This window comes from Oceanobacillus phoenicis, from assembly GCF_047238145.1.
GTDB lineage: Bacteria > Bacillota > Bacilli > Bacillales > Amphibacillaceae > Oceanobacillus.
Genome location: NZ_JBDFME010000001.1, coordinates 3,061,264 through 3,079,042, shown reverse-complemented (window position 1 = coordinate 3,079,042; position 17,779 = coordinate 3,061,264). Strand labels below are relative to the sequence as shown.

At 34.2% G+C, this 17,779-nt stretch carries 22 protein-coding genes; 18 read left to right on the top strand and 4 right to left on the bottom strand.

The window, feature by feature from the left end; genetic code table 11:
- From ctaD to ABC346_RS15415, 5 genes are all read left to right on the top strand, one after another.
- Complete coding sequence (gene ctaD / locus ABC346_RS15435) at positions 1 to 1,854, top strand: cytochrome c oxidase subunit I (protein WP_413235689.1); 1,854 nt, start codon at positions 1 to 3, stop codon at positions 1,852 to 1,854.
- 1 nt (position 1,855) lies between these two features.
- Complete coding sequence (locus tag ABC346_RS15430; RefSeq protein ID WP_413235688.1) at positions 1,856 to 2,482, top strand: cytochrome (ubi)quinol oxidase subunit III; 627 nt, start codon at positions 1,856 to 1,858, stop codon at positions 2,480 to 2,482.
- Positions 2,483 to 2,485: 3 nt separating this feature from the next.
- Positions 2,486 to 2,806 carry a cytochrome c oxidase subunit IVB gene (ctaF, locus tag ABC346_RS15425; protein WP_011065842.1) on the top strand — a complete coding sequence of 107 codons (321 nt, stop codon included), beginning with the start codon at positions 2,486 to 2,488 and terminating at the stop codon, positions 2,804 to 2,806.
- A gap of 149 nt (positions 2,807 to 2,955) precedes the next feature.
- Positions 2,956 to 3,855: a cytochrome c oxidase assembly factor CtaG gene (gene ctaG / locus ABC346_RS15420; RefSeq protein ID WP_413235687.1), complete on the top strand. Its 900-nt coding sequence runs from the start codon at positions 2,956 to 2,958 to the stop codon at positions 3,853 to 3,855.
- A gap of 33 nt (positions 3,856 to 3,888) precedes the next feature.
- A complete protein-coding gene (locus ABC346_RS15415; protein WP_413235686.1) occupies positions 3,889 to 4,344 on the top strand; it encodes a DUF420 domain-containing protein in 456 nt (151 codons plus the stop codon).
- Positions 4,345 to 4,480: 136 nt separating this feature from the next.
- Here ABC346_RS15415 and ABC346_RS15410 read toward each other — a convergent pair whose 3' ends face one another.
- A complete protein-coding gene (locus tag ABC346_RS15410; protein WP_413235685.1) occupies positions 4,481 to 4,846 on the bottom strand; it encodes a YugN family protein in 366 nt (121 codons plus the stop codon).
- Between the two features lie 185 nt (positions 4,847 to 5,031).
- On the opposite strand from ABC346_RS15410, the gene ABC346_RS15405 reads away from it, so the two are divergent.
- The 7 genes from ABC346_RS15405 to coaD all read left to right on the top strand — a co-directional run bounded on the left by ABC346_RS15405 (position 5,032) and on the right by coaD (position 9,178).
- Entirely contained in the window at positions 5,032 to 6,099 is a 1,068-nt protein-coding gene (locus ABC346_RS15405; protein ID WP_413235684.1) for a CAP domain-containing protein, read from the top strand.
- A gap of 180 nt (positions 6,100 to 6,279) precedes the next feature.
- Positions 6,280 to 6,699 (top strand): YlbD family protein, encoded by a 420-nt coding sequence (ylbD, locus tag ABC346_RS15400; protein ID WP_413235683.1) that lies wholly within the window; start codon positions 6,280 to 6,282, stop codon positions 6,697 to 6,699.
- Positions 6,700 to 6,710: 11 nt separating this feature from the next.
- Positions 6,711 to 6,944 (top strand): YlbE-like family protein, encoded by a 234-nt coding sequence (locus ABC346_RS15395; RefSeq protein WP_017796565.1) that lies wholly within the window; start codon positions 6,711 to 6,713, stop codon positions 6,942 to 6,944.
- Positions 6,945 to 7,004: 60 nt separating this feature from the next.
- Positions 7,005 to 7,442, top strand: coding sequence for a YlbF/YmcA family competence regulator (locus tag ABC346_RS15390; RefSeq protein WP_413235682.1), 438 nt, complete (start codon positions 7,005 to 7,007; stop codon positions 7,440 to 7,442).
- Between the two features lie 81 nt (positions 7,443 to 7,523).
- Complete coding sequence (locus ABC346_RS15385) at positions 7,524 to 7,799, top strand: YlbG family protein (RefSeq protein ID WP_413235681.1); 276 nt, start codon at positions 7,524 to 7,526, stop codon at positions 7,797 to 7,799.
- 324 nt (positions 7,800 to 8,123) lie between these two features.
- Positions 8,124 to 8,690 carry a 16S rRNA (guanine(966)-N(2))-methyltransferase RsmD gene (rsmD, locus tag ABC346_RS15380; RefSeq protein ID WP_413235680.1) on the top strand — a complete coding sequence of 189 codons (567 nt, stop codon included), beginning with the start codon at positions 8,124 to 8,126 and terminating at the stop codon, positions 8,688 to 8,690.
- 2 nt (positions 8,691 to 8,692) lie between these two features.
- Positions 8,693 to 9,178 carry a pantetheine-phosphate adenylyltransferase gene (gene coaD / locus ABC346_RS15375; RefSeq protein WP_413235679.1) on the top strand — a complete coding sequence of 162 codons (486 nt, stop codon included), beginning with the start codon at positions 8,693 to 8,695 and terminating at the stop codon, positions 9,176 to 9,178.
- Between the two features lie 295 nt (positions 9,179 to 9,473).
- Here coaD and ylbJ read toward each other — a convergent pair whose 3' ends face one another.
- A complete protein-coding gene (ylbJ, locus tag ABC346_RS15370; protein ID WP_413235678.1) occupies positions 9,474 to 10,682 on the bottom strand; it encodes a sporulation integral membrane protein YlbJ in 1,209 nt (402 codons plus the stop codon).
- Positions 10,683 to 10,882: 200 nt separating this feature from the next.
- On the opposite strand from ylbJ, the gene ABC346_RS15365 reads away from it, so the two are divergent.
- On the top strand, positions 10,883 to 11,899 hold the full coding sequence (locus ABC346_RS15365; RefSeq protein WP_413235677.1) for a SepM family pheromone-processing serine protease: 1,017 nt from the start codon (positions 10,883 to 10,885) through the stop codon (positions 11,897 to 11,899).
- 163 nt (positions 11,900 to 12,062) lie between these two features.
- Here the strand turns inward: ABC346_RS15365 and ABC346_RS15360 are convergent, their stop codons facing one another.
- Positions 12,063 to 13,265 (bottom strand): nucleotidyltransferase, encoded by a 1,203-nt coding sequence (locus ABC346_RS15360; RefSeq protein WP_413235676.1) that lies wholly within the window; start codon positions 13,263 to 13,265, stop codon positions 12,063 to 12,065.
- A 173-nt stretch (positions 13,266 to 13,438) separates the two neighbouring features.
- Between ABC346_RS15360 and ABC346_RS15355 the strand changes: the two genes are divergently transcribed.
- From ABC346_RS15355 to ABC346_RS15345, 3 genes are all read left to right on the top strand, one after another.
- On the top strand, positions 13,439 to 13,969 hold the full coding sequence (locus ABC346_RS15355; protein ID WP_413235675.1) for a YceD family protein: 531 nt from the start codon (positions 13,439 to 13,441) through the stop codon (positions 13,967 to 13,969).
- 45 nt (positions 13,970 to 14,014) lie between these two features.
- Positions 14,015 to 14,188, top strand: coding sequence for a 50S ribosomal protein L32 (gene rpmF / locus ABC346_RS15350; RefSeq protein ID WP_413235674.1), 174 nt, complete (start codon positions 14,015 to 14,017; stop codon positions 14,186 to 14,188).
- A gap of 115 nt (positions 14,189 to 14,303) precedes the next feature.
- A complete protein-coding gene (locus ABC346_RS15345) occupies positions 14,304 to 14,771 on the top strand; it encodes an RsfA family transcriptional regulator (RefSeq protein WP_413235673.1) in 468 nt (155 codons plus the stop codon).
- Between the two features lie 49 nt (positions 14,772 to 14,820).
- Here the strand turns inward: ABC346_RS15345 and ABC346_RS15340 are convergent, their stop codons facing one another.
- Entirely contained in the window at positions 14,821 to 15,303 is a 483-nt protein-coding gene (locus ABC346_RS15340) for an N-acetyltransferase (protein WP_413235672.1), read from the bottom strand.
- Positions 15,304 to 15,522: 219 nt separating this feature from the next.
- Here ABC346_RS15340 and ABC346_RS15335 point away from each other — a divergent pair, with 219 nt between their 5' ends.
- Together ABC346_RS15335 and bshC are read left to right on the top strand one after the other, a co-directional pair.
- Positions 15,523 to 15,906: a DUF3397 domain-containing protein gene (locus ABC346_RS15335; protein ID WP_413235671.1), complete on the top strand. Its 384-nt coding sequence runs from the start codon at positions 15,523 to 15,525 to the stop codon at positions 15,904 to 15,906.
- 104 nt (positions 15,907 to 16,010) lie between these two features.
- A complete protein-coding gene (bshC, locus tag ABC346_RS15330; protein ID WP_413235670.1) occupies positions 16,011 to 17,642 on the top strand; it encodes a bacillithiol biosynthesis cysteine-adding enzyme BshC in 1,632 nt (543 codons plus the stop codon).
- Positions 17,643 to 17,779: the final 137 nt, after the last annotated feature.

Sequence of the window (17,779 nt, the reverse complement as noted above, 5' to 3'; positions counted from 1 at the left end):
TTGAGTGTTAACAGTGCTCAAAAGAGTGGTTTTGGTGCTACTTTATGGGATTGGCTTACTACCGTGGATCATAAGAAAATCGGTATTTTGTATCTCGCAGCAGGGGCATTTTTCTTCCTGTTAGGTGGACTAGAAGCACTTATCATACGAATTCAGTTAATTTCACCACAAAATGATTTCATTAGTGCTGGATTGTATAATGAAATGATTACAATGCATGGAACGACCATGATATTCTTTGCGGCAACGCCGTTGCTCTTTGGATTAATGAACTATATTATGCCATTACAAATCGGGGCTCGCGATGTAGCGTTCCCATTCTTGAATTCTTTAGGTTTTTGGTTATTCTTCTTCGGAGGAATTATGTTGAATTTAAGTTGGTTCACCGGTGCTCCAGATGCTGGTTGGACAAACTACGCACCACTTTCGTTGCAATCACCTGGGCACGGGGTAGATTTCTATGTAATGGGATTACAGTTATCCGGTGCAGGTACATTAATGAGTGGTATTAACTTCATAGTAACGATCGTACTTATGCGTGCGCCAGGTATGACGTATATGCGTATGCCATTATTTACTTGGACGACATTTGTAACAAGTATCTTAGTACTATTTGCGTTTCCAGCACTTACTGTTGGATTATTCTTAATGATGTTTGATCGTATGTTTGGTACAGCGTTTTTCGATGTTGCACTTGGAGGTAACTCCATTATCTGGCAGCATTTATTCTGGATATTTGGACACCCTGAGGTATATATCCTGATACTTCCGGCGTTTGGTGTATTTAGTGAAATACTACCTACTTTTGCGAAAAAACGTTTATTCGGATATACAGCAATGGTATTTGCAACATTTTTAATCGCTTTCTTAGGATTTATGGTGTGGGCTCACCACATGTTTACAGTTGGACTTGGTCCTGTTGCTAACTCCATCTTTGCAGTTGCAACAATGGCAATTGCTGTTCCAACGGGTATTAAGATATTTAACTGGCTATTCACGCTATGGGGTGGAAGCATTACCATCAATTCAGCTATGTTATGGACGCTTGCGTTCATACCTTCATTTACAATTGGTGGAATGACTGGTGTTATGCTAGCTTCTTCTGTAGCTGACTATCAATATCATGATAGCTATTTCGTAGTTGGTCACTTCCACTATGTAATTGTTGGTGGTGTCGTATTTGCCTTACTAGCTGCAATGCATTATTGGTGGCCAAAGATGTTCGGTCGTTACCTACATGAAGGTATGGGTAAATTAGCATTCTGGACATTCTTTATCGGATTTCATTTAACATTCTTTATACAGCATTTCTTAGGTTTAATGGGAATGCCCCGTCGTTACTGGGTATTTTTAGAAGATCAAGGATTGGATACTGGAAACTTAATTAGTACTATTGGTGCTTTCTTTATGACATTTGGGGTATTGGTATTTGTTGTAAATATATTCTACACATGGAAAAAAGGTGAAAAAGCTCCTGCTGATGCTTGGGGTTCTGGTCGAACGTTGGAATGGGCAACAGCTTCTCCACCAATTCATTTTAACTTTAAACAAATGCCACTTGTTCGTGGCTTAGATCCTCTTTGGATTGAGAAAATGGAAGGCAATAATAAGATGACTCCAGCTGAGCCTGTGGATGAAATTCACATGCCGAACGGATCTATTCTCCCACTTATTATGACAATTGGTTTCTTCATTGCATCCTACGGGTTTATTTATCAAGTTGATCATAAAGCTTGGTTAATTGCCGTTTATGTTGGTATGGCAATCGGATTGGGTTGTATGTTAATTCGTTCTTTAAGAGACGATCACGGTTATCATATCCCTAAAGAAGAAGTAGAAAGGGAGGATGATTAATATGAGTCATCATGATCATTCCATTGATCCGAAGAATTTATCGCAGGATCCATCAAAAGCAACGATGGAAGGGAAACATAAGTTTCTTGGCTTGTGGATATTCTTAGGTGGAGAGACCGTCTTATTTGCTTGTTTATTTGGAACATATCTTGCATTAAAAGACTCTACTGCTGGCGGACCATCAACGCATGATTTATATGGTCTTGAGTTGGTCTTCTTAATGACGGTGTTACTATTAACGAGCTCCTTAACAAGTGTATATGCTATATACCATATGAAAAATAACGACTTTAAAAAGATGCAGTTATGGATGGGAATTACAGCAGCTTTAGGTCTTGCTTTCTTAGGATTTGAGATTTATGAGTTTGCGCACTATATTCATGATTATGGATTTACATTCCGTTCTTCTGCATTTGGATCTGCGTTTTATGCGCTTGTTGGATTTCACGGAGGTCACGTAGTTTTTGGACTTTCATGGATTATTACATTAATGGTTCGAAATGCTAAACGCGGATTGAATCTTTATAATGCACCTAAATATAATACATTTGCATTATATTGGCACTTCATTGACGTTGTTTGGGTATTTATTTTTACAGTTGTTTATTTAATGGGGATGGTGAGTTAATTTATGACGGATAATATGAGTACCAGAAAAATTAATTCGTTCCAAAAAGCTAAAAATAAAGAAGAAATGAAGAAACAAATTGTTACGTTTGCATTGATGATTTTCTTTACATTAATTGCGTTTTTCGCTGTAATGTTGGAAATCGATAAAATGTTTGTAATCCCATTGCTTCTCATATTGGCAGTGGTACAAATCGCATTTCAATTCTTTTATTTTATGCATATGAAAGATAAGGGACATGAAGTTCCATCACAAATCATTTATGGTGGAATATTTGTTACAATGTTGGTTATTTTAACTTTTACTGTTATAACTTGGTGGTAAATATACTTTAAAAAGGTCGGGGTGAAGTCATTTCCCGACCTTTTTATATGTTCTATTTATTTGTTTTAAAATCGTCACATGCAATTGGAGAAATCTATTATAAATTAAGTTATAATGAGAAAAGTGGTACATAAATGGAGTGATATCGTATGTGGTTAGATATTCAAATTTTTGGTTTTCGTGCGTTATGGAGTCCGTTCTTTTTAATGTTTGTTATATTACTAGGTATTGCTTATTATCTCATAACAGGCCCATTACGAGGTAAATTTGGAGAGAATGGAAAACCAACTGCTAGACAAGTATTTATGTTTTATACGGCGCTAGTTTTATTATATCTTGTAAAAGGAGCTCCTATTGACCTGCTCTCACACATAACGCTAACTGCCCATATGATTCAAATGGCAATATATTTACTTGTTTTCCCTATATTAATCATTAAGGCAATACCTGAATGGGTTTGGAGAAATATGATGGAAACGCGAGTTGTAGCACCCGCACTGAAGCTTTTAACAAAACCATTAATTTCTCTACTATTATTTAATGGATTATTTTCCATTTATCATATTCCAGTAATTTTTAACTTTGCAAAGTCTTCACCTAGTGTACATACGACTATATCGATTGTATTATTGATTTCGGCTTTTATTGTATGGATACCATTATTAGCTCCGATCAAAGAGTTGGATAAGCTTCAACCTTTGTTGAAAATTGGTTATATTTTTGCAAATAGTGTTCTGATTACTCCAGCATGTGTATTGATAATATTTTCATCTGAACCATTATATGCGATTTATTCACAGGGGGGAGCATGGTTACAAGCATTGAGCCTTTGCGTTCCACAAGATGTCTTACAAGGTCTTGCACCTCAATTGTCTGGTCCGGAAACCTTTATTTCTTTAAGTACGGTTGATGATCAGCAATTAGGTGGTATCATTATGAAAGTTATGCAAGAAATCACATATGGAATCTTATTAGGTACCATAATATTTGCATGGTTTAAAGGAGAAAGTAATAAAATCGATCCTTTACCATCATCTTCAGAAACTTAAATATATTGATTTTAATATTGGAGGATATAAGAGATGCCGTTATTACCAACAATTAGTACATTATTTATCATAATTAGTGCTGTTTTAGTTGCAATAGGCTGGGTACTTATTGCAAAAGGAAAAGCTAGTGCACATAAAAAGGTAATGTTAGCTGCTGCAGTCAGTGCATTATTATTTTTTATTATCTATGTATCAAGAACCGTCTTCATTGGAAACACAAGTTTTGGTGGCCCAGATGATGTAAAAACGTACTTTACTATTTTCCTTGTTTTTCACATAATTTTAGCAACTACTGGTGCTGTATTTGGTATAGTAACATTAATCTTAGCATTAAAGCGTAATATTAAAAAACATCGAAAGATTGGTCCTGTAACCAGTATTATTTGGTTCTTTACAGCCATTACTGGAGTGATGGTGTATATATTCTTATATGTTATGTACGACCCAGGTGAAACCACAAGTATGATTAAAGCTATATTTGGATTTTAAAAAGAATTAAACTAGTGAAAATAATCTAGTTAAAAATAGAAACCGAGCTATTATTTGAGACGGACTCAAATAATAGCTCGGTTTCTATATGTTCGTTCATTCTCGCTTATTAGATAGTGTTTTTAAAATTTTAGACTTATTTTTTGTAGTATTGAAGCTCTTCTGAAATCTTTTTTAATAAGGTGCTAGCTCTTTCGACTATGGATTCAGGAAAGTCTTCACCATCACCATATTCTACACCATGAGGGTAATAATGTTTTCCGATTAGTGGAGGAAGAAGTGTAACTACTGCGCTTCTTTTATCAACATCGCCCTCTTTAGAGTGAGCCATAATACGAATGTAATATGTAACATTCTTTTCATTCGAACCAATTTTGTAATCATACGTTGCGCGCTCATAGTCCCACTGACCTGCACGTATAAATGCATGTTTTGCGGTAATATGGTCTAAAGATTGAATATCAATGACCGTATTTTCGATACCAGTGTTTTCTAGTTTCATCTATTTTTCACCTCATATATTAGTTCTACTTTTTTAAGCATAATACGAAAACGCTTCAGATGCAACGAAAAACCGATAGACGTATAAAAAATAAAGGTATACTATTATAAATAATAGGGTAAAGAGAATATATAGTAAATTTTTACATAGAATGAAGTAATTGTATATAGATGGGAGAATCAGTTATGCGTGTGATTCGTGGATTTTTAGCTATTACTATTTTAGCATTAGTGATTTTTGTTGTAATAGAACAAATTGATAACTCTCAAGAAGAAGTAATTACAGATGTAACCAATGTTGTAAAAGAAAGTAGTCATGTTCTCCAGTCGAAAGTGCAACCTGAGGAATCTCCATCGATTGAATTAGAAGGGGATATCTATCAATGGATAGGAGAATCAGAAAGCAAGCTAAAAGAAGATTTGGGTGAACCCAAGCGTGTCGACAAAAGTGCGTACGGATATGAATGGCTCGTATACAATAGTTCGGAGAGTCAATATATTCAATTTGGTGTCGAAGAGGGGATAATAATATCGGTTTATGCTACAGGTAATAATTTGCAGATTGCACCTGTACAGTCTGGAGCAACTTATGAGGAAGTTAATGATACGTTCAATTTTAGTAATGAAATTAGTTATAACGAAGGATTGTCTTCGTACACTTTTCGATTAACAGAAGATGATATGAAGACAAGGCCGTTAGTACAAGTTGATGATTCTGTATTTGTACAATTTTATTTTGATACATTTACTTCTTCACTGTCATCTGTCCGAATATTAACTGCAGACACATTGTTATTGCACCGTCCTTATGAAATTGAGTATCGAGGAAAACTACCAGAACAACCAGAATTATCGAATGAACAATGGAGCACTGTGCAACAAGGCATGGAACAGCAAGTGTTTGATATTTCGAATGTTATTCGACATGTACATGAAAAGAGTCAATTAGAATGGGATGATAACGTAAGTGAAGTTGCTTACGAACATAGTAAGGATATGCATGATAATAATTATTTTTCTCATTTTAGTCTAAATGGAGATGGATTAAAGGAAAGATTAGAGGCTGGTGAAGTACTTTATGTATCTGCCGGTGAAAATATAGCTGCTCAGTACCCTGATGCTCCTTCAGCGATGGAAGGATGGCTGAATAGCGAAGGCCATCGTGAAGCCTTGCTTAGTGATGATTATAATCATTTAGGAGTAGGTGTGTATCGCTTTTATTATACACAAAACTTTTTAGGTAAAGCTTTGTAAAGAGGATTATTTCTAAAAATAACATTTTCTTAGGACTCGAACGGTACATTGGATAAAACTTCCGATTACCGTTCGTATTTTTGTTTTTTAGGTTGATAAGGGTGTAAGAACAAATAGACACATATTAGTGAATTAGGCATAGGTTATAGTATGAATAAATGGGTAAAAGAGGTGATCAAAATGGGTAATCTGGATCCAAGTGTACAAGAGTTTAAAGAATTTGTTAATAAACATCCAAAAATCGTAAGAGAAATTAGGAAAAGTGGTCGCTCTTGGCAAGAGTATTATGAAAAATGGGCCTTATTAGGAGAGAGTGATCCTTATTGGAATGAATTTATAGAAGTAGATAAAATAGAGAACCAGAGCCATCAAGATACTAATTATAATGGAAAAGAAAATCAAGAGAAAAAAGAAAATGAAGAGAAAGATTTAATGAGTCAATTAATGAAATATACTCAAAAAATTGATGTAGATAAATTACAAGGACAAATTGATCAATTAAGTAAAGCGGTCGGTAGTGTTCAAGAAATGGTAGAACAATTCAAAAGTACGGGTCCAAAAAAAAGTCCAAAAGATCCATTCCACTGGATTAAAGACTAGAGGTGATGAAAATGGACCCATCTGTACAAAAGTATTTGAAAGATAACCCTAAATTAGCGGAGTTTATTCGGTATAATCCGATGTGGTATCGCTATTTAATGAGAGACCCAGCGAATATTGATAAAATGAAAAAAGAGGCAAAAAAATTTTATGGGAAAACATTTCCGCAGCAAGTAAACACGATAAGTGGACAAATTCAAATGGCTCGTATGTTAGCAGAGATGGCGAAAGCAATGAAGGATTAAAAGTCATTCTATTTTCATTACACTAATAAAATGGTAGTATTAAAAGTGGAGGTGTAATGAATGATAGCTACGATGGAGTATGTCAATATTCTGGATGAATCTGAAAAATTAGGAAAGATGGTTTTACAATCGGATATCATGCAGGATTACCAAACTACTCGTTCCATCATGGAAACGGATGATGAGGCACAGAAGTTGATTAGAGAATTCTCTGCGATGAAGGAGCATTACGATGACGTGCAGCGTTTTGGAAGGTATCATCCCGATTACTATGACATCATGAAAAAAGTACGATCAACAAAAAGGGAAATGGATATGAATGATAAAGTAGCTGCATTCAAAATTGCAGAAAGAAATCTGCAAAAGCTTCTGGATGAAATTAGTAGTTTTGTTGCAAATAGTGTCAGCGAACAAGTGAAAGCTCCGAGAGACGGTGCGGCACTGACAGATAGTGGCTGTGGCTGTGGTAGCGGTGGTGCTTGTGGCTGTGCCTCCTAGACATATACGGATAGGGGCTAATTTCTTTAATTAGGAGTTGCTCCCTAGTCCATACATATAACTTTCAAAGGGGATAGATGAATGAAAGTGAACAGACAAGGAATCGTTGTCTGGTTTCAGCATATGAAAAACATAAAACAGTTAAGAAAACACGGCAACGTTATATATGTTTCTAAAACAAAGCGATATGCTGTGATTTATGTGAATCAGGACGAAATGGATGATGTAGAAATAAAATTGATAAATTATCCTTTTGTGTCAAAAGTGGAACGATCTCAAAAACCATTTGTCCGAACAGATTATGAAAATGCGAAACCAGATAAAGCAAAACAATATGATTATAAAATGGGAATTTAGTGAGCTTGAATTCTCCTCTATGTTAGTGAATAATAGAGTCAATTGTATAAAGAAAAATAAAAAACCTGCAGAGATAACTCTGCAGGTCCCTCTGTTTTTCATATGAAAAACAAAAAGGCAAAGGGAGAGGAGAAACCGGAGGAAGAACTTATGGGGAAGTGTAAGTCTTCTTCCGTTTTACATCAACCAAACGATGTTTAGTTGAATCATTATGATATTATGGACATTGAAATGAATAATATACATTACTTATGAAAATGATTTTATTATAGAGCACATTTATGATAGGATTATGTCGGATAGTGGTAGCTAATGAGGTGAATTATGCGAGTAATTGCGGGAATACATAAAGGTAGACAGTTAAAGCCAGTACCTGGGCATCATACTAGACCAACAACAGATAAAGTCAAAGAAGCTATTTTTCAAGTAATCGGTCCATTTTTTTCTGATGGTCGAGTGTTGGACTTATTTGCAGGAAGTGGTGGTCTAGGAATAGAAGCATTAAGTCGAGGAATGGATCAGGCCATTTTTGTTGATAAACACCCGAAAGCAATACATACTATTAGAGAAAATTTAAGGCAATTAAAGCTTGACGATAAAGCGGAGGTATTTAGGACAGATGCTTTTCGAGCAATCAAAGCAGCAGCCAAGAGAGAATTAGTATTTGACCTCGTTTTACTTGATCCGCCATACGGGAAGTTAGATTACCTGGAATTAATGAACGAGCTTGTGGAAAATCATCTATTAGCGGATAATGCAATTGTCTATTGTGAACATGAAGCTTCAGAAGAACTTCCTAAAGAATATGGCCCATATCAAGCAATAAAACAAGAAAACTATGGTGGATTAATTAACATTACTATTTATCAAGTTAATCATGAAGGAGCGTAATTATGGGAAAGCTAGCAATATGTCCAGGAAGTTTTGATCCGATTACTAATGGTCATTTAGATATCATCCAAAGGGGAGCAAATGTATTTGAAGAAGTAATTGTAACCGTTTTTAATAATCAATCGAAATCTCCCTTATTTTCAGTAGAAGAACGCATCGAATTATTAGAGGAGTCAACCAAACATATTCCAAATGTGACAGTTGATTCATCTAGTCGTTTATTAATGGATTATGCTAGAGAGAAAAAAGCGCATGCAGTTATTCGTGGATTAAGAGCAGTTAGTGATTTTGAATATGAAATGCAAATAACTTCGATGAACAGAAAATTAAATGAAGATATTGAAACTTTGTTTATGATGACAAACAATCAATATTCTTTTTTAAGTTCAAGTATGGTGAAAGAAATAGCTAAATATGATGGAAATATAACTGGCTTAGTTCCTGAACCGGTAGAAAAAGCATTAAAGGCAAAATTTAATTATTTATAAACGAAGAGGTTGGGACATAACAAAAAGTTTTGATCAAAAGACGGATGATAGCTAGAATAAGTGTAAGAAATATACGGAGACTCCTTGAAAATCAAAAATCGATTTTCTGCATGCGATGTAATGTTGTTGAGGTCTACCTTGTCCTATTGGAAGATGGCCTAGGCAAGACTTCGAAAAGCTTCCGGTGTCTCACCAGCCCATCTTAGGATAAGCGGAGTATATTTCTAAAAGCTGGGTTTCAAAGGCAAATCATTCGTATTTATCTTTTGCGTGAATACTTTTGTGCCAACCTTTTCTAATTATTTCTTTTTCTATAAAATAGAATACATGTTGCTATGATTATACTAATAATTGTAAGCGCCGGACCATAATCTTTCATCCAATAAAAGATAGACATCCAAATAGAACTGTTTGGATCTAATTGAGAAACAGGTACCTCGTTTAAATTTATTGTCTTACGATCAAGATATAAGGGTTTATATAATATAACAGTCAGGATAACAGCAATACTGCCATGTAAAAGTCTTGCAAAGAAATATGGTGAGAAACGAATATCTGTTTTGGCAAGAATACTAGCGACTTGTGCATGTATAGATAGGCCGTTAAATCCTAAAATAAAACTAATAATCACAGCTTTTTGTAATAAAGTGTCTGTAGTAACTTGAGAGATCATGTTTGCACCTAGAGTTATTTCAAATAATCCAGAAATAAAGGGAAGGCTAAGGTCAACAGGCAAATGGAATATTTGAAGAATAGATTGAAAAAGAACTGCAATTGCTGGTGTTACATGTACTAAAAATAGTAGTTTAATAAGTACAGAAAATAAGATGATGAATCCTCCGACCATGACTAGGGTCTTTATAGAGTTAATAACAGCATCTCCTAAAATTTCACCGAATGGTTTATCCTCTTTTAAACGATCTCGATGCATTTCTTGAAAAGCTTTTTTAATTGAAAAACGTTTGGTATCTTGTTTTCGGAAACGTTCTTGACGTGTACCATGAAACCTCATACAAATTCCAACAATAGCATTACTCGTATAATGGCAGACAGCTAATAAAAGTCCAAGTTTTAAGTCATGAAAAAAACCAGCAGAGATTGCGCCAAAAATGAATAAGGGACTAGAATTATTTGTAAAAGATACTAATCGTTCTGCTTCCATTTTGCTTAATTGATTTTCTTCCCGTAATCTAGCTGTTATCTTCGCTCCAGTAGGATACCCGCTTGCCATACCCATCATCCATCCGAAACTACCTGCTCCTGGAACATTAAACAAAGGACGCATAATCGGTTCGAATATAACTCCGATAAATTTCACGACTCCAAAAGCCAATAATAATTCTGCAGTAATAAAAAAGGGTAGTAATGAAGGGAAGACAACTTCCCACCACATATTTAAGCCTCTAATTGCAGCTTCAAGTGCCTGATCAGGAAAAGCAATTAGTGATAGGGTAAGTAAGAGAGTAAGTCCGGCATAGACAAGAGTTTTCATTCTTTGATTCAATCGAATTTCCCCCTAAGTATGAGTGCTAGCTCTGTACAACTTATAATGTAAGTAGTAGAATTATGCTAGCTTGTCCTATCGAAAAATGGATAAGCTAGATGATGTATCTTAATACAATATACGCGATGACATAGGTGAAATATTCCATTCATATAATAGGATGGTGTATAAAGCGAAGTTGAAGGAGATGAAGGACTAGGATGCGGTTGTCCAAAAAGAATATTGCCATATTTATTGTTTTATTTATTGGGATTTATTTATTTGGTACATATAAAATGCCTTATTATATACAAAAGCCAGGCGGTGCAGATGCGTTAAATCCAATTGTGGAAGTTGAAGGTGGTTATGAGAGCGATGGGGATATGCATTTAGTTACTGTGAGTGGGATGCAAGCAACACCGTTGTTTTATATATTTGCTAAAGTAATGCCACATCAAGAAATTTTACCAATTGATCAAGTATTTCCAGAAGGAATGTCTCAAGATGATTATATGAATGCACAGTTACAGGTTATGGAAAGCTCTCAAGAAGCGGCTACTGTAGTTGCTTACGAAGCCGCTGGTGAGTCAATAGATATTTCCTATGAGGGAGTATATGTAGTTACGGTTGTGGAGGATATGCCTGCAGAAGGGATTTTACAAGCTGGAGATCGAATTATAGGTATTGACGGGAAAGATATAAATGAATCCCAAGATTTGATTAATTATATTGATTCTTTAAGTTCTGGTGATACAGTAACTGTTGAAATTATCAGAGACGATGACAATCTTTCAGAGGATATACAGTTGCAACAGTTCACTGATAACGACGAGAAAATAGGTTTAGGAATCAGTTTAGTAACGGATCGCGATGTGACTGTAGATCCTAAAGTTAATTTTTCTAGTGGAAATATTGGAGGACCAAGTGCTGGTTTAATGTTTTCATTGGAAATTTATGATCAATTATCAGAAGAAGATATTACTAAAGGCAAACAAATTGGCGGAACAGGTGAAGTAGATTATGATGGAAATATCTATCGAATCGGGGGAATTGATAAGAAAGTAGTAGCTTCTGATAAAGAAGGAGTAGATGTTTTCTTTGCTCCAAATGAAAATGGGGCTGAAGAATCTAATTATCAAGTTGCTGTTGAAACGGCAGAAGAAATCGGTTCAACCATGGAAATTGTCCCCGTCGATACATTTGAAGATGCATTAGAATATCTTCAACAAATGAAATAAAGGCACATTTTATTAAAAATTGATACAGTAGGTAGTAAAAACGAACGACGTTGTGATGATTGATATACTCCCCTTAAGGTAGACAGATAAAAAATAAAATCTGTTTCTATACTAAGGGGAGTTTTCTAGTCTTCACTATGAAATTTATTCATTTATATTATAATTAAATGATTATTGGGGGCTGTAATTCTTGTTTGAACATCTTTCGTTGTAAATGTGCAGGTATAACACTGTAATATGCTTTTGTAGCGCGTTCTTCAATAGACAATATAGAATGATTCATATTAGCTATACTAGTGATTATTGGAACATCAATATTTTTTTTATGATGATTAACATATTGTTGTCCTTGTTTATTCATGCCGAGTATACGAATGTATGATGGAGAGCAATCAACATAATTTTCATCTTTTTTGGTATTTGTAAGGATGTGGATAAAAATACGTTGAATTCTAGTCCAAGTATATCGTTTTGTTTTAATCTTTCGCATCCAATCTAGAAATGTTGTAGCATCGTTTGCGGTTTGTTGAATTCGAAATTCTAATCCTTCAACAACCCCTTGAATATTTTGTAATTCTTTTATACTCATTGTTAAAACTCGATATCGAAGAAATGGGAAATACTTTTCAAAGTCATGCCAAATCGATGTTTTTTCTTTATATGACTGTAGTTGCTTAAATGTCTCTGGTGGGATTGCGTTTTGTACACTAGTATCTATAGATTCTGAATGAAGCATCTGTTTTCGGATACTTGTCGCACTAGCTATACTGCCTTTTATAGATTCATCATGAAAATCATTATTTTTTCTCTGAATCGTTAACGGTGTAATCGATGAAGCATATTCCTGGATAGCTTTCACATAACTAAACCCTAAAATATTGTTTGGTTTAGATAAGTCTAAATTCTCTTCAGTAAGCCCTAAAGTTCCATAAGCAGCAGTTGCTGCATCAGGAAAAGATAATCCTCCTGATAAATTGTCCTTTAAGATTTTTTCAAATACATGATTACTTGTTTTTAACGTTTTATAAGCATATAAAAAAGGGTCTATACTACCCGATTCACTTCCAAAACAGACGCTAGTTACACCGAATTTATGTAATGTCTTAATTGCTCCGGTAGCAAAGCGATCACTATTTTGAACTGCAAAAGTATATGGCAATTCTATAACAATATCAGCCCCACCATTAAGAGCAGCTTTTGCACGGTGAAACTTATCAATAATCGCTGGTTCACCACGTTGAAGGAAATTGCCACTCATAATTGCTATAATACAAGTAGACTGTGAAGCTTTTCTTGCTTGGCTAATATGATATTGATGTCCATTGTGAAACGGGTTATATTCGACTATTAATCCGCATGCGTCCATTTTTTCACCCCTATTGTAATCAGATAATATTATTGTAGCAAATTTAGCTATGTTTCACATCATATATTAGTGGTTAAACAAAAGTATAACGGGAAGGATAACTGTAAAGAAAATATATTGACAAATGTCCGTTTTTCTTTTAAAATAACTCTTGTTGCCTAGAGGTGATTTATATGAAATTGACAGTCAGTCAAATTAGAAAAGGTTCTGTTCATCAACCGTATTCTTTTGATGAACATGTAGATGTGAAAGAACTGGAATCAATGAATAATGATATTCGTCGTATTGATCCTGTTCATGTTCATGGGCGTGTGGATGTACAAGGAGATCAATTCTTTGTAACATTTACCATTGAAGGAGAGATGATCCTTCCATGTGCTCGTACTTTATTAGATGTCCCATATCCTTTTCAGATTAACACAAATGAAGTGTTTTCTGATTCTGCTTACTATGGTCGAGAAGAAAAGCTAGAAGAAATTCATCCAATAGATGGAGAAGTGCTTGACTTAATGCCATATATCAAGGAAAATATATTATTGGAAATTCCATTCCGAGTATTTTCTGATCAAGTAGATTCTGAAGAGGCGGCACCATCTGCTGGTGAAGGTTGGGAATTAATTTCAGAGGAAAAGGAAGAGAAGTCTATTGATCCACGGATGAAGAAACTTGAATCTCTCCTTAAAAATAATCAGAAAGAAAAATAAGAATAGCTATTCAAGTTTTACTTTCATTTGAAGGAGGTGTAAGTCATGGCAGTACCTAAAAGAAGAACTTCCAAAAAAGTAAAGAACCAACGTCGTACGCATAAAAAACTACACGTACCTGGCATGGTAGAATGCTCCAATTGTGGAGAATTAGCAAAACCACACCGTGTTTGCAAATCATGTGGACACTATGACGGGAAAGAAGTAGTAAATAGCTAATAGTGAACAAACAACAGATCACAAATTGTGATCTGTTTTATTTTTTTCTGAGAAAACGATTCTAGCACCCCTATTTTTTGCATACATTGATAGCAAACATATTAGGAGGGGTGTTATGAACGAAACGAGACAGGATGCTTGGACCGAGGATGAAGATAAAATACTTGCAGATACCGTATTAAGGTTTATACGAGAGGGGCAAACACAACTTGAGGCTTTTAAAGAAGTAGCAAGTACGTTATCACGTACATCTGCTGCTTGTGGTTTCCGTTGGAATGCAACAATTCGTAAACAGTATCATCATGCCATTCAAAATGCGAAAGAGCAACGAAAGAATGGATTTAAAAAACAAACCATCTTCGCTACTACTAGCCCAGCAGATTTTTCCCAATCACATACTATTGATACAGCCATAAAAATATTAGAGAGAATGCGAACAGAATATCCTCAAGAAAAACAACAAGAACAAGCAAATCAATTAGAGAAAGTACTTAAGGAAAATGATCGACTTCAAAAACAATTAATTAAATATGATGAAGCATGGGCTGAAATGAACTCTATTTGGTTAAATGTAAAAAGTTGATCATGTATGGCGGATGTAAGGGTATACCCAAAAAGAAAGACATGAAGTTTTAATCCTTCATGTCCTTTTCTTTTACACCTTCTGGTAACCATATTAATGGATTTTCCCCTAAATCTCTTTCCATTTCATAATGCGCTTTTATAAATCCCATTTTCTCCCAAAATCCGTGTGAATTAATTCGAGGATTTGTTTTTATTGGTAATTCAAGACTTTTTGCAAAGTCCACTAATACTTTCCCATAACCTTTACCTTGATAATCAGGTAGAACTTCTAACTTCCACAATGTTAAGTAATCTTGAGATGGTTCAAAATAGTAATCATACTGTTTACTTACTTCATATAAGCTCATTCTAGCTATTAAGTTATTCCCAAAATAGATCCCATAAAAAGGAGACTTACTATCATTTTCGATAATGTTGTTTTCTAAGTCTTCCATCATTGTCAGTTCTTGATTACCATATTCACGAAACCGTTTAAATTTCTCCAAAGTCTTATAATTTATTAGGAGATTTTCCACTTTTACATTTTCCATTCTGTTCTCCCCCTATTGAAACAATTCAAATTTAAAGATTATTAATAAGATAACGCTTCCTATAAATTCAATTATAATACAAAAAAGATTATTTTGAAATTAAATACAACTTTTGATGTTCAGAAAAACGAGCAAGATATATAATGGAGAAGGGAATAAATAGTACAGCACGACGGTTCTAACATAAATTTGGTAAATGGATAAAAGGAGGGATATGATATGAAGGATATAATGATCTATGTCATTGCTACAGCAATCAGCTTTCCTTTTATTATGACGATAGGCATATATTGGATAGCGAAATGGACAAGGTCAAGTAACTGGAAAGCAATTCATATAGCAGTTCACTGGTCTACTTTATTTTATATTATAGCGGTAAGTATTATTTTAAATATTTTATTACAACAGTCATTTATTGGATTAATTCTATTGTTCTTCTTAGTATTTTTAACGCTAATTATAATTTATCAAAGGAAATCACAAACAGATATCGAATTATTCAAAGCGCTTAAGATTGTGTGGCGTGGATCATTTTTATTGTTTTTCACATTATATTTTCTTTTGGGATGTATCTATGTAGTGAATGGAGTATGGGGAGGGTAGTAATTTACCAATTGTATATCTATAAACAGATTAGTTTGATTAACGGATGATTTTATGTACAATACTGATTGTACATAATTCGTAGAAGGAGAAATAGATTTATTATGAAGACTACTCCACTCTCTATACAAACAACAAATAAATTAGTGACACATTATAAGAACAACGACGAATCTGTGATAAAATATTTTGATTATAGTTCTAATCAATATGAACAAGAACGGTTAGCATATATAAATAATCGAACATATCAACGACAAGATTTTGTTAAAGCTATTCATAAATTACATAAAAAATGGGGAGCTCCAGAAGCATCTATGGAACAACTGAACAAATTACTTGATGAACAGACCGTTGCGATAGTCGGTGGTCAACAAGCTGGTTTATTAACAGGCCCATTATACTCGATTCATAAAGTTATTTCTGTTATTCAGTTAGCAGAGGAACAAGAAGAGAAATTAGGAATTCCTGTAGTTCCTATCTTCTGGATTGCTGGAGAAGATCACGACTTTGAAGAAATAAACCATACTTATACACCAACAACAGATATGAAAATGAAGAAAGTTAAATTACAGAATAAATCTATTGATGCGGGTAGAAAATCGATATCTGATCTAGAGTTTGAAAAAGATAAACTTCGTGAATGGGTAGAGAATGTTTTTCATTCACTAAAAGAAACGGACCACACAATGGACATATATACTATGGTTCAAACGGTATTAACTGATTCAAATTCCTATAGTGAATTCTTCGCTAAATTAATTTTTCAATTGTTTCCTGAACAAGGTATCATCTTGTTAGATTCACATGCTCCAGAAATCCGAGAAATTGAATCAGACTTTTTTTTAGAAATGATTCAACATCGACAGGAAATTAGTACTGCAGTGAAACGCACAATAGATAATTTAAACACAGAAGATTATTCCATTTCCTTAGAAGCTTCAGAAGATGACGCTCATTTATTTTATCACGACGAACAATTAGGGAGAGTCTTATTACAAGTGGAAGAAGATGGTGTTTGGGTAGACAAGCAACATAATATAAGATTAACTCAAGAAGAACTAAGTTCTATTGCAAAAAATAAGCCGCAACTCTTAAGTAATAATGTTGTTACGCGTCCAATGATGCAAGAGAAATTAATCCCTACATTGGCATTTGTAGGTGGTCCGGGAGAAATAGCTTACTGGTCAGCATTAAAAGATGCGTTTCATGTACTCGAATTGAAAATGCCACCTGTCGTACCACGAACTTCTTTTACTTATCTCGATCGGTATACGAGTAGACTTTTAGATAAGTATCATTTGAAATTACCAGAAATATTATATGCAGGTGTGAAAGATTACAAGCAAAGATTCTTAAATGAAAAAAATGATTATAATATTGATGAGCTAACGGATGAGTTAAAGACTCAAATTACTGACATTCATCAACCATTAAGAGAAATAGCTGCTTCTATGGGAGATGATATAAAAGCGTTAAGTGAGAGTAATTTATCTTATCTCTTAAAAGATGTCGATTTTTTAAGAAAGCGTCTAAATAAAGAAATCCGAAATAAGTATGCATTAGAGATTAGTGAATTCGATCGAATTGAAATGATGTTAAGACCAAACAATGGATTGCAAGAGCGAATTTGGAATCCGATATTTGTTTTAAATTGTTGTGGGATGAATGTTTTTTCAAAATTGGTAAACGATCATTCTTTTGTTCACGAAGAACATTGGATAGTACATTTATAATCCCCCACCTTCCACCACAATTAAATAAATTGTAAAGAAAAGCTGTCTATATACTGATATGACAGCTTTTTTTATTTGTGTTTTAACCGACTGATTTCTAGACTATTGAAGAAATTTAATGATTTTTGATAAAAGTG

Excerpts from the sequence above, each read along its gene's own strand:
- ABC346_RS15430 (WP_413235688.1), top strand. The coding sequence starts at position 1,856 with ATGAGTCATCATGATCATTCCATTGATCCGAAGAATTTATCGCAGGAT.
- ctaF (WP_011065842.1), top strand. The coding sequence starts at position 2,486 with ATGACGGATAATATGAGTACCAGAAAAATTAATTCGTTCCAAAAAGCT.
- ctaG (WP_413235687.1), top strand. The coding sequence starts at position 2,956 with ATGTGGTTAGATATTCAAATTTTTGGTTTTCGTGCGTTATGGAGTCCG.
- ABC346_RS15415 (WP_413235686.1), top strand. The coding sequence starts at position 3,889 with ATGCCGTTATTACCAACAATTAGTACATTATTTATCATAATTAGTGCT.
- ABC346_RS15410 (WP_413235685.1), bottom strand. The coding sequence starts at position 4,846 with ATGAAACTAGAAAACACTGGTATCGAAAATACGGTCATTGATATTCAA.
- ABC346_RS15405 (WP_413235684.1), top strand. The coding sequence starts at position 5,032 with ATGCGTGTGATTCGTGGATTTTTAGCTATTACTATTTTAGCATTAGTG.
- ylbD (WP_413235683.1), top strand. The coding sequence starts at position 6,280 with ATGGGTAATCTGGATCCAAGTGTACAAGAGTTTAAAGAATTTGTTAAT.
- ABC346_RS15395 (WP_017796565.1), top strand. The coding sequence starts at position 6,711 with ATGGACCCATCTGTACAAAAGTATTTGAAAGATAACCCTAAATTAGCG.
- ABC346_RS15390 (WP_413235682.1), top strand. The coding sequence starts at position 7,005 with ATGATAGCTACGATGGAGTATGTCAATATTCTGGATGAATCTGAAAAA.
- ABC346_RS15385 (WP_413235681.1), top strand. The coding sequence starts at position 7,524 with ATGAAAGTGAACAGACAAGGAATCGTTGTCTGGTTTCAGCATATGAAA.
- rsmD (WP_413235680.1), top strand. The coding sequence starts at position 8,124 with ATGCGAGTAATTGCGGGAATACATAAAGGTAGACAGTTAAAGCCAGTA.
- coaD (WP_413235679.1), top strand. The coding sequence starts at position 8,693 with ATGGGAAAGCTAGCAATATGTCCAGGAAGTTTTGATCCGATTACTAAT.
- ABC346_RS15365 (WP_413235677.1), top strand. The coding sequence starts at position 10,883 with ATGCGGTTGTCCAAAAAGAATATTGCCATATTTATTGTTTTATTTATT.
- ABC346_RS15360 (WP_413235676.1), bottom strand. The coding sequence starts at position 13,265 with ATGGACGCATGCGGATTAATAGTCGAATATAACCCGTTTCACAATGGA.
- ABC346_RS15355 (WP_413235675.1), top strand. The coding sequence starts at position 13,439 with ATGAAATTGACAGTCAGTCAAATTAGAAAAGGTTCTGTTCATCAACCG.
- rpmF (WP_413235674.1), top strand. The coding sequence starts at position 14,015 with ATGGCAGTACCTAAAAGAAGAACTTCCAAAAAAGTAAAGAACCAACGT.
- ABC346_RS15345 (WP_413235673.1), top strand. The coding sequence starts at position 14,304 with ATGAACGAAACGAGACAGGATGCTTGGACCGAGGATGAAGATAAAATA.
- ABC346_RS15340 (WP_413235672.1), bottom strand. The coding sequence starts at position 15,303 with ATGGAAAATGTAAAAGTGGAAAATCTCCTAATAAATTATAAGACTTTG.
- ABC346_RS15335 (WP_413235671.1), top strand. The coding sequence starts at position 15,523 with ATGAAGGATATAATGATCTATGTCATTGCTACAGCAATCAGCTTTCCT.
- bshC (WP_413235670.1), top strand. The coding sequence starts at position 16,011 with ATGAAGACTACTCCACTCTCTATACAAACAACAAATAAATTAGTGACA.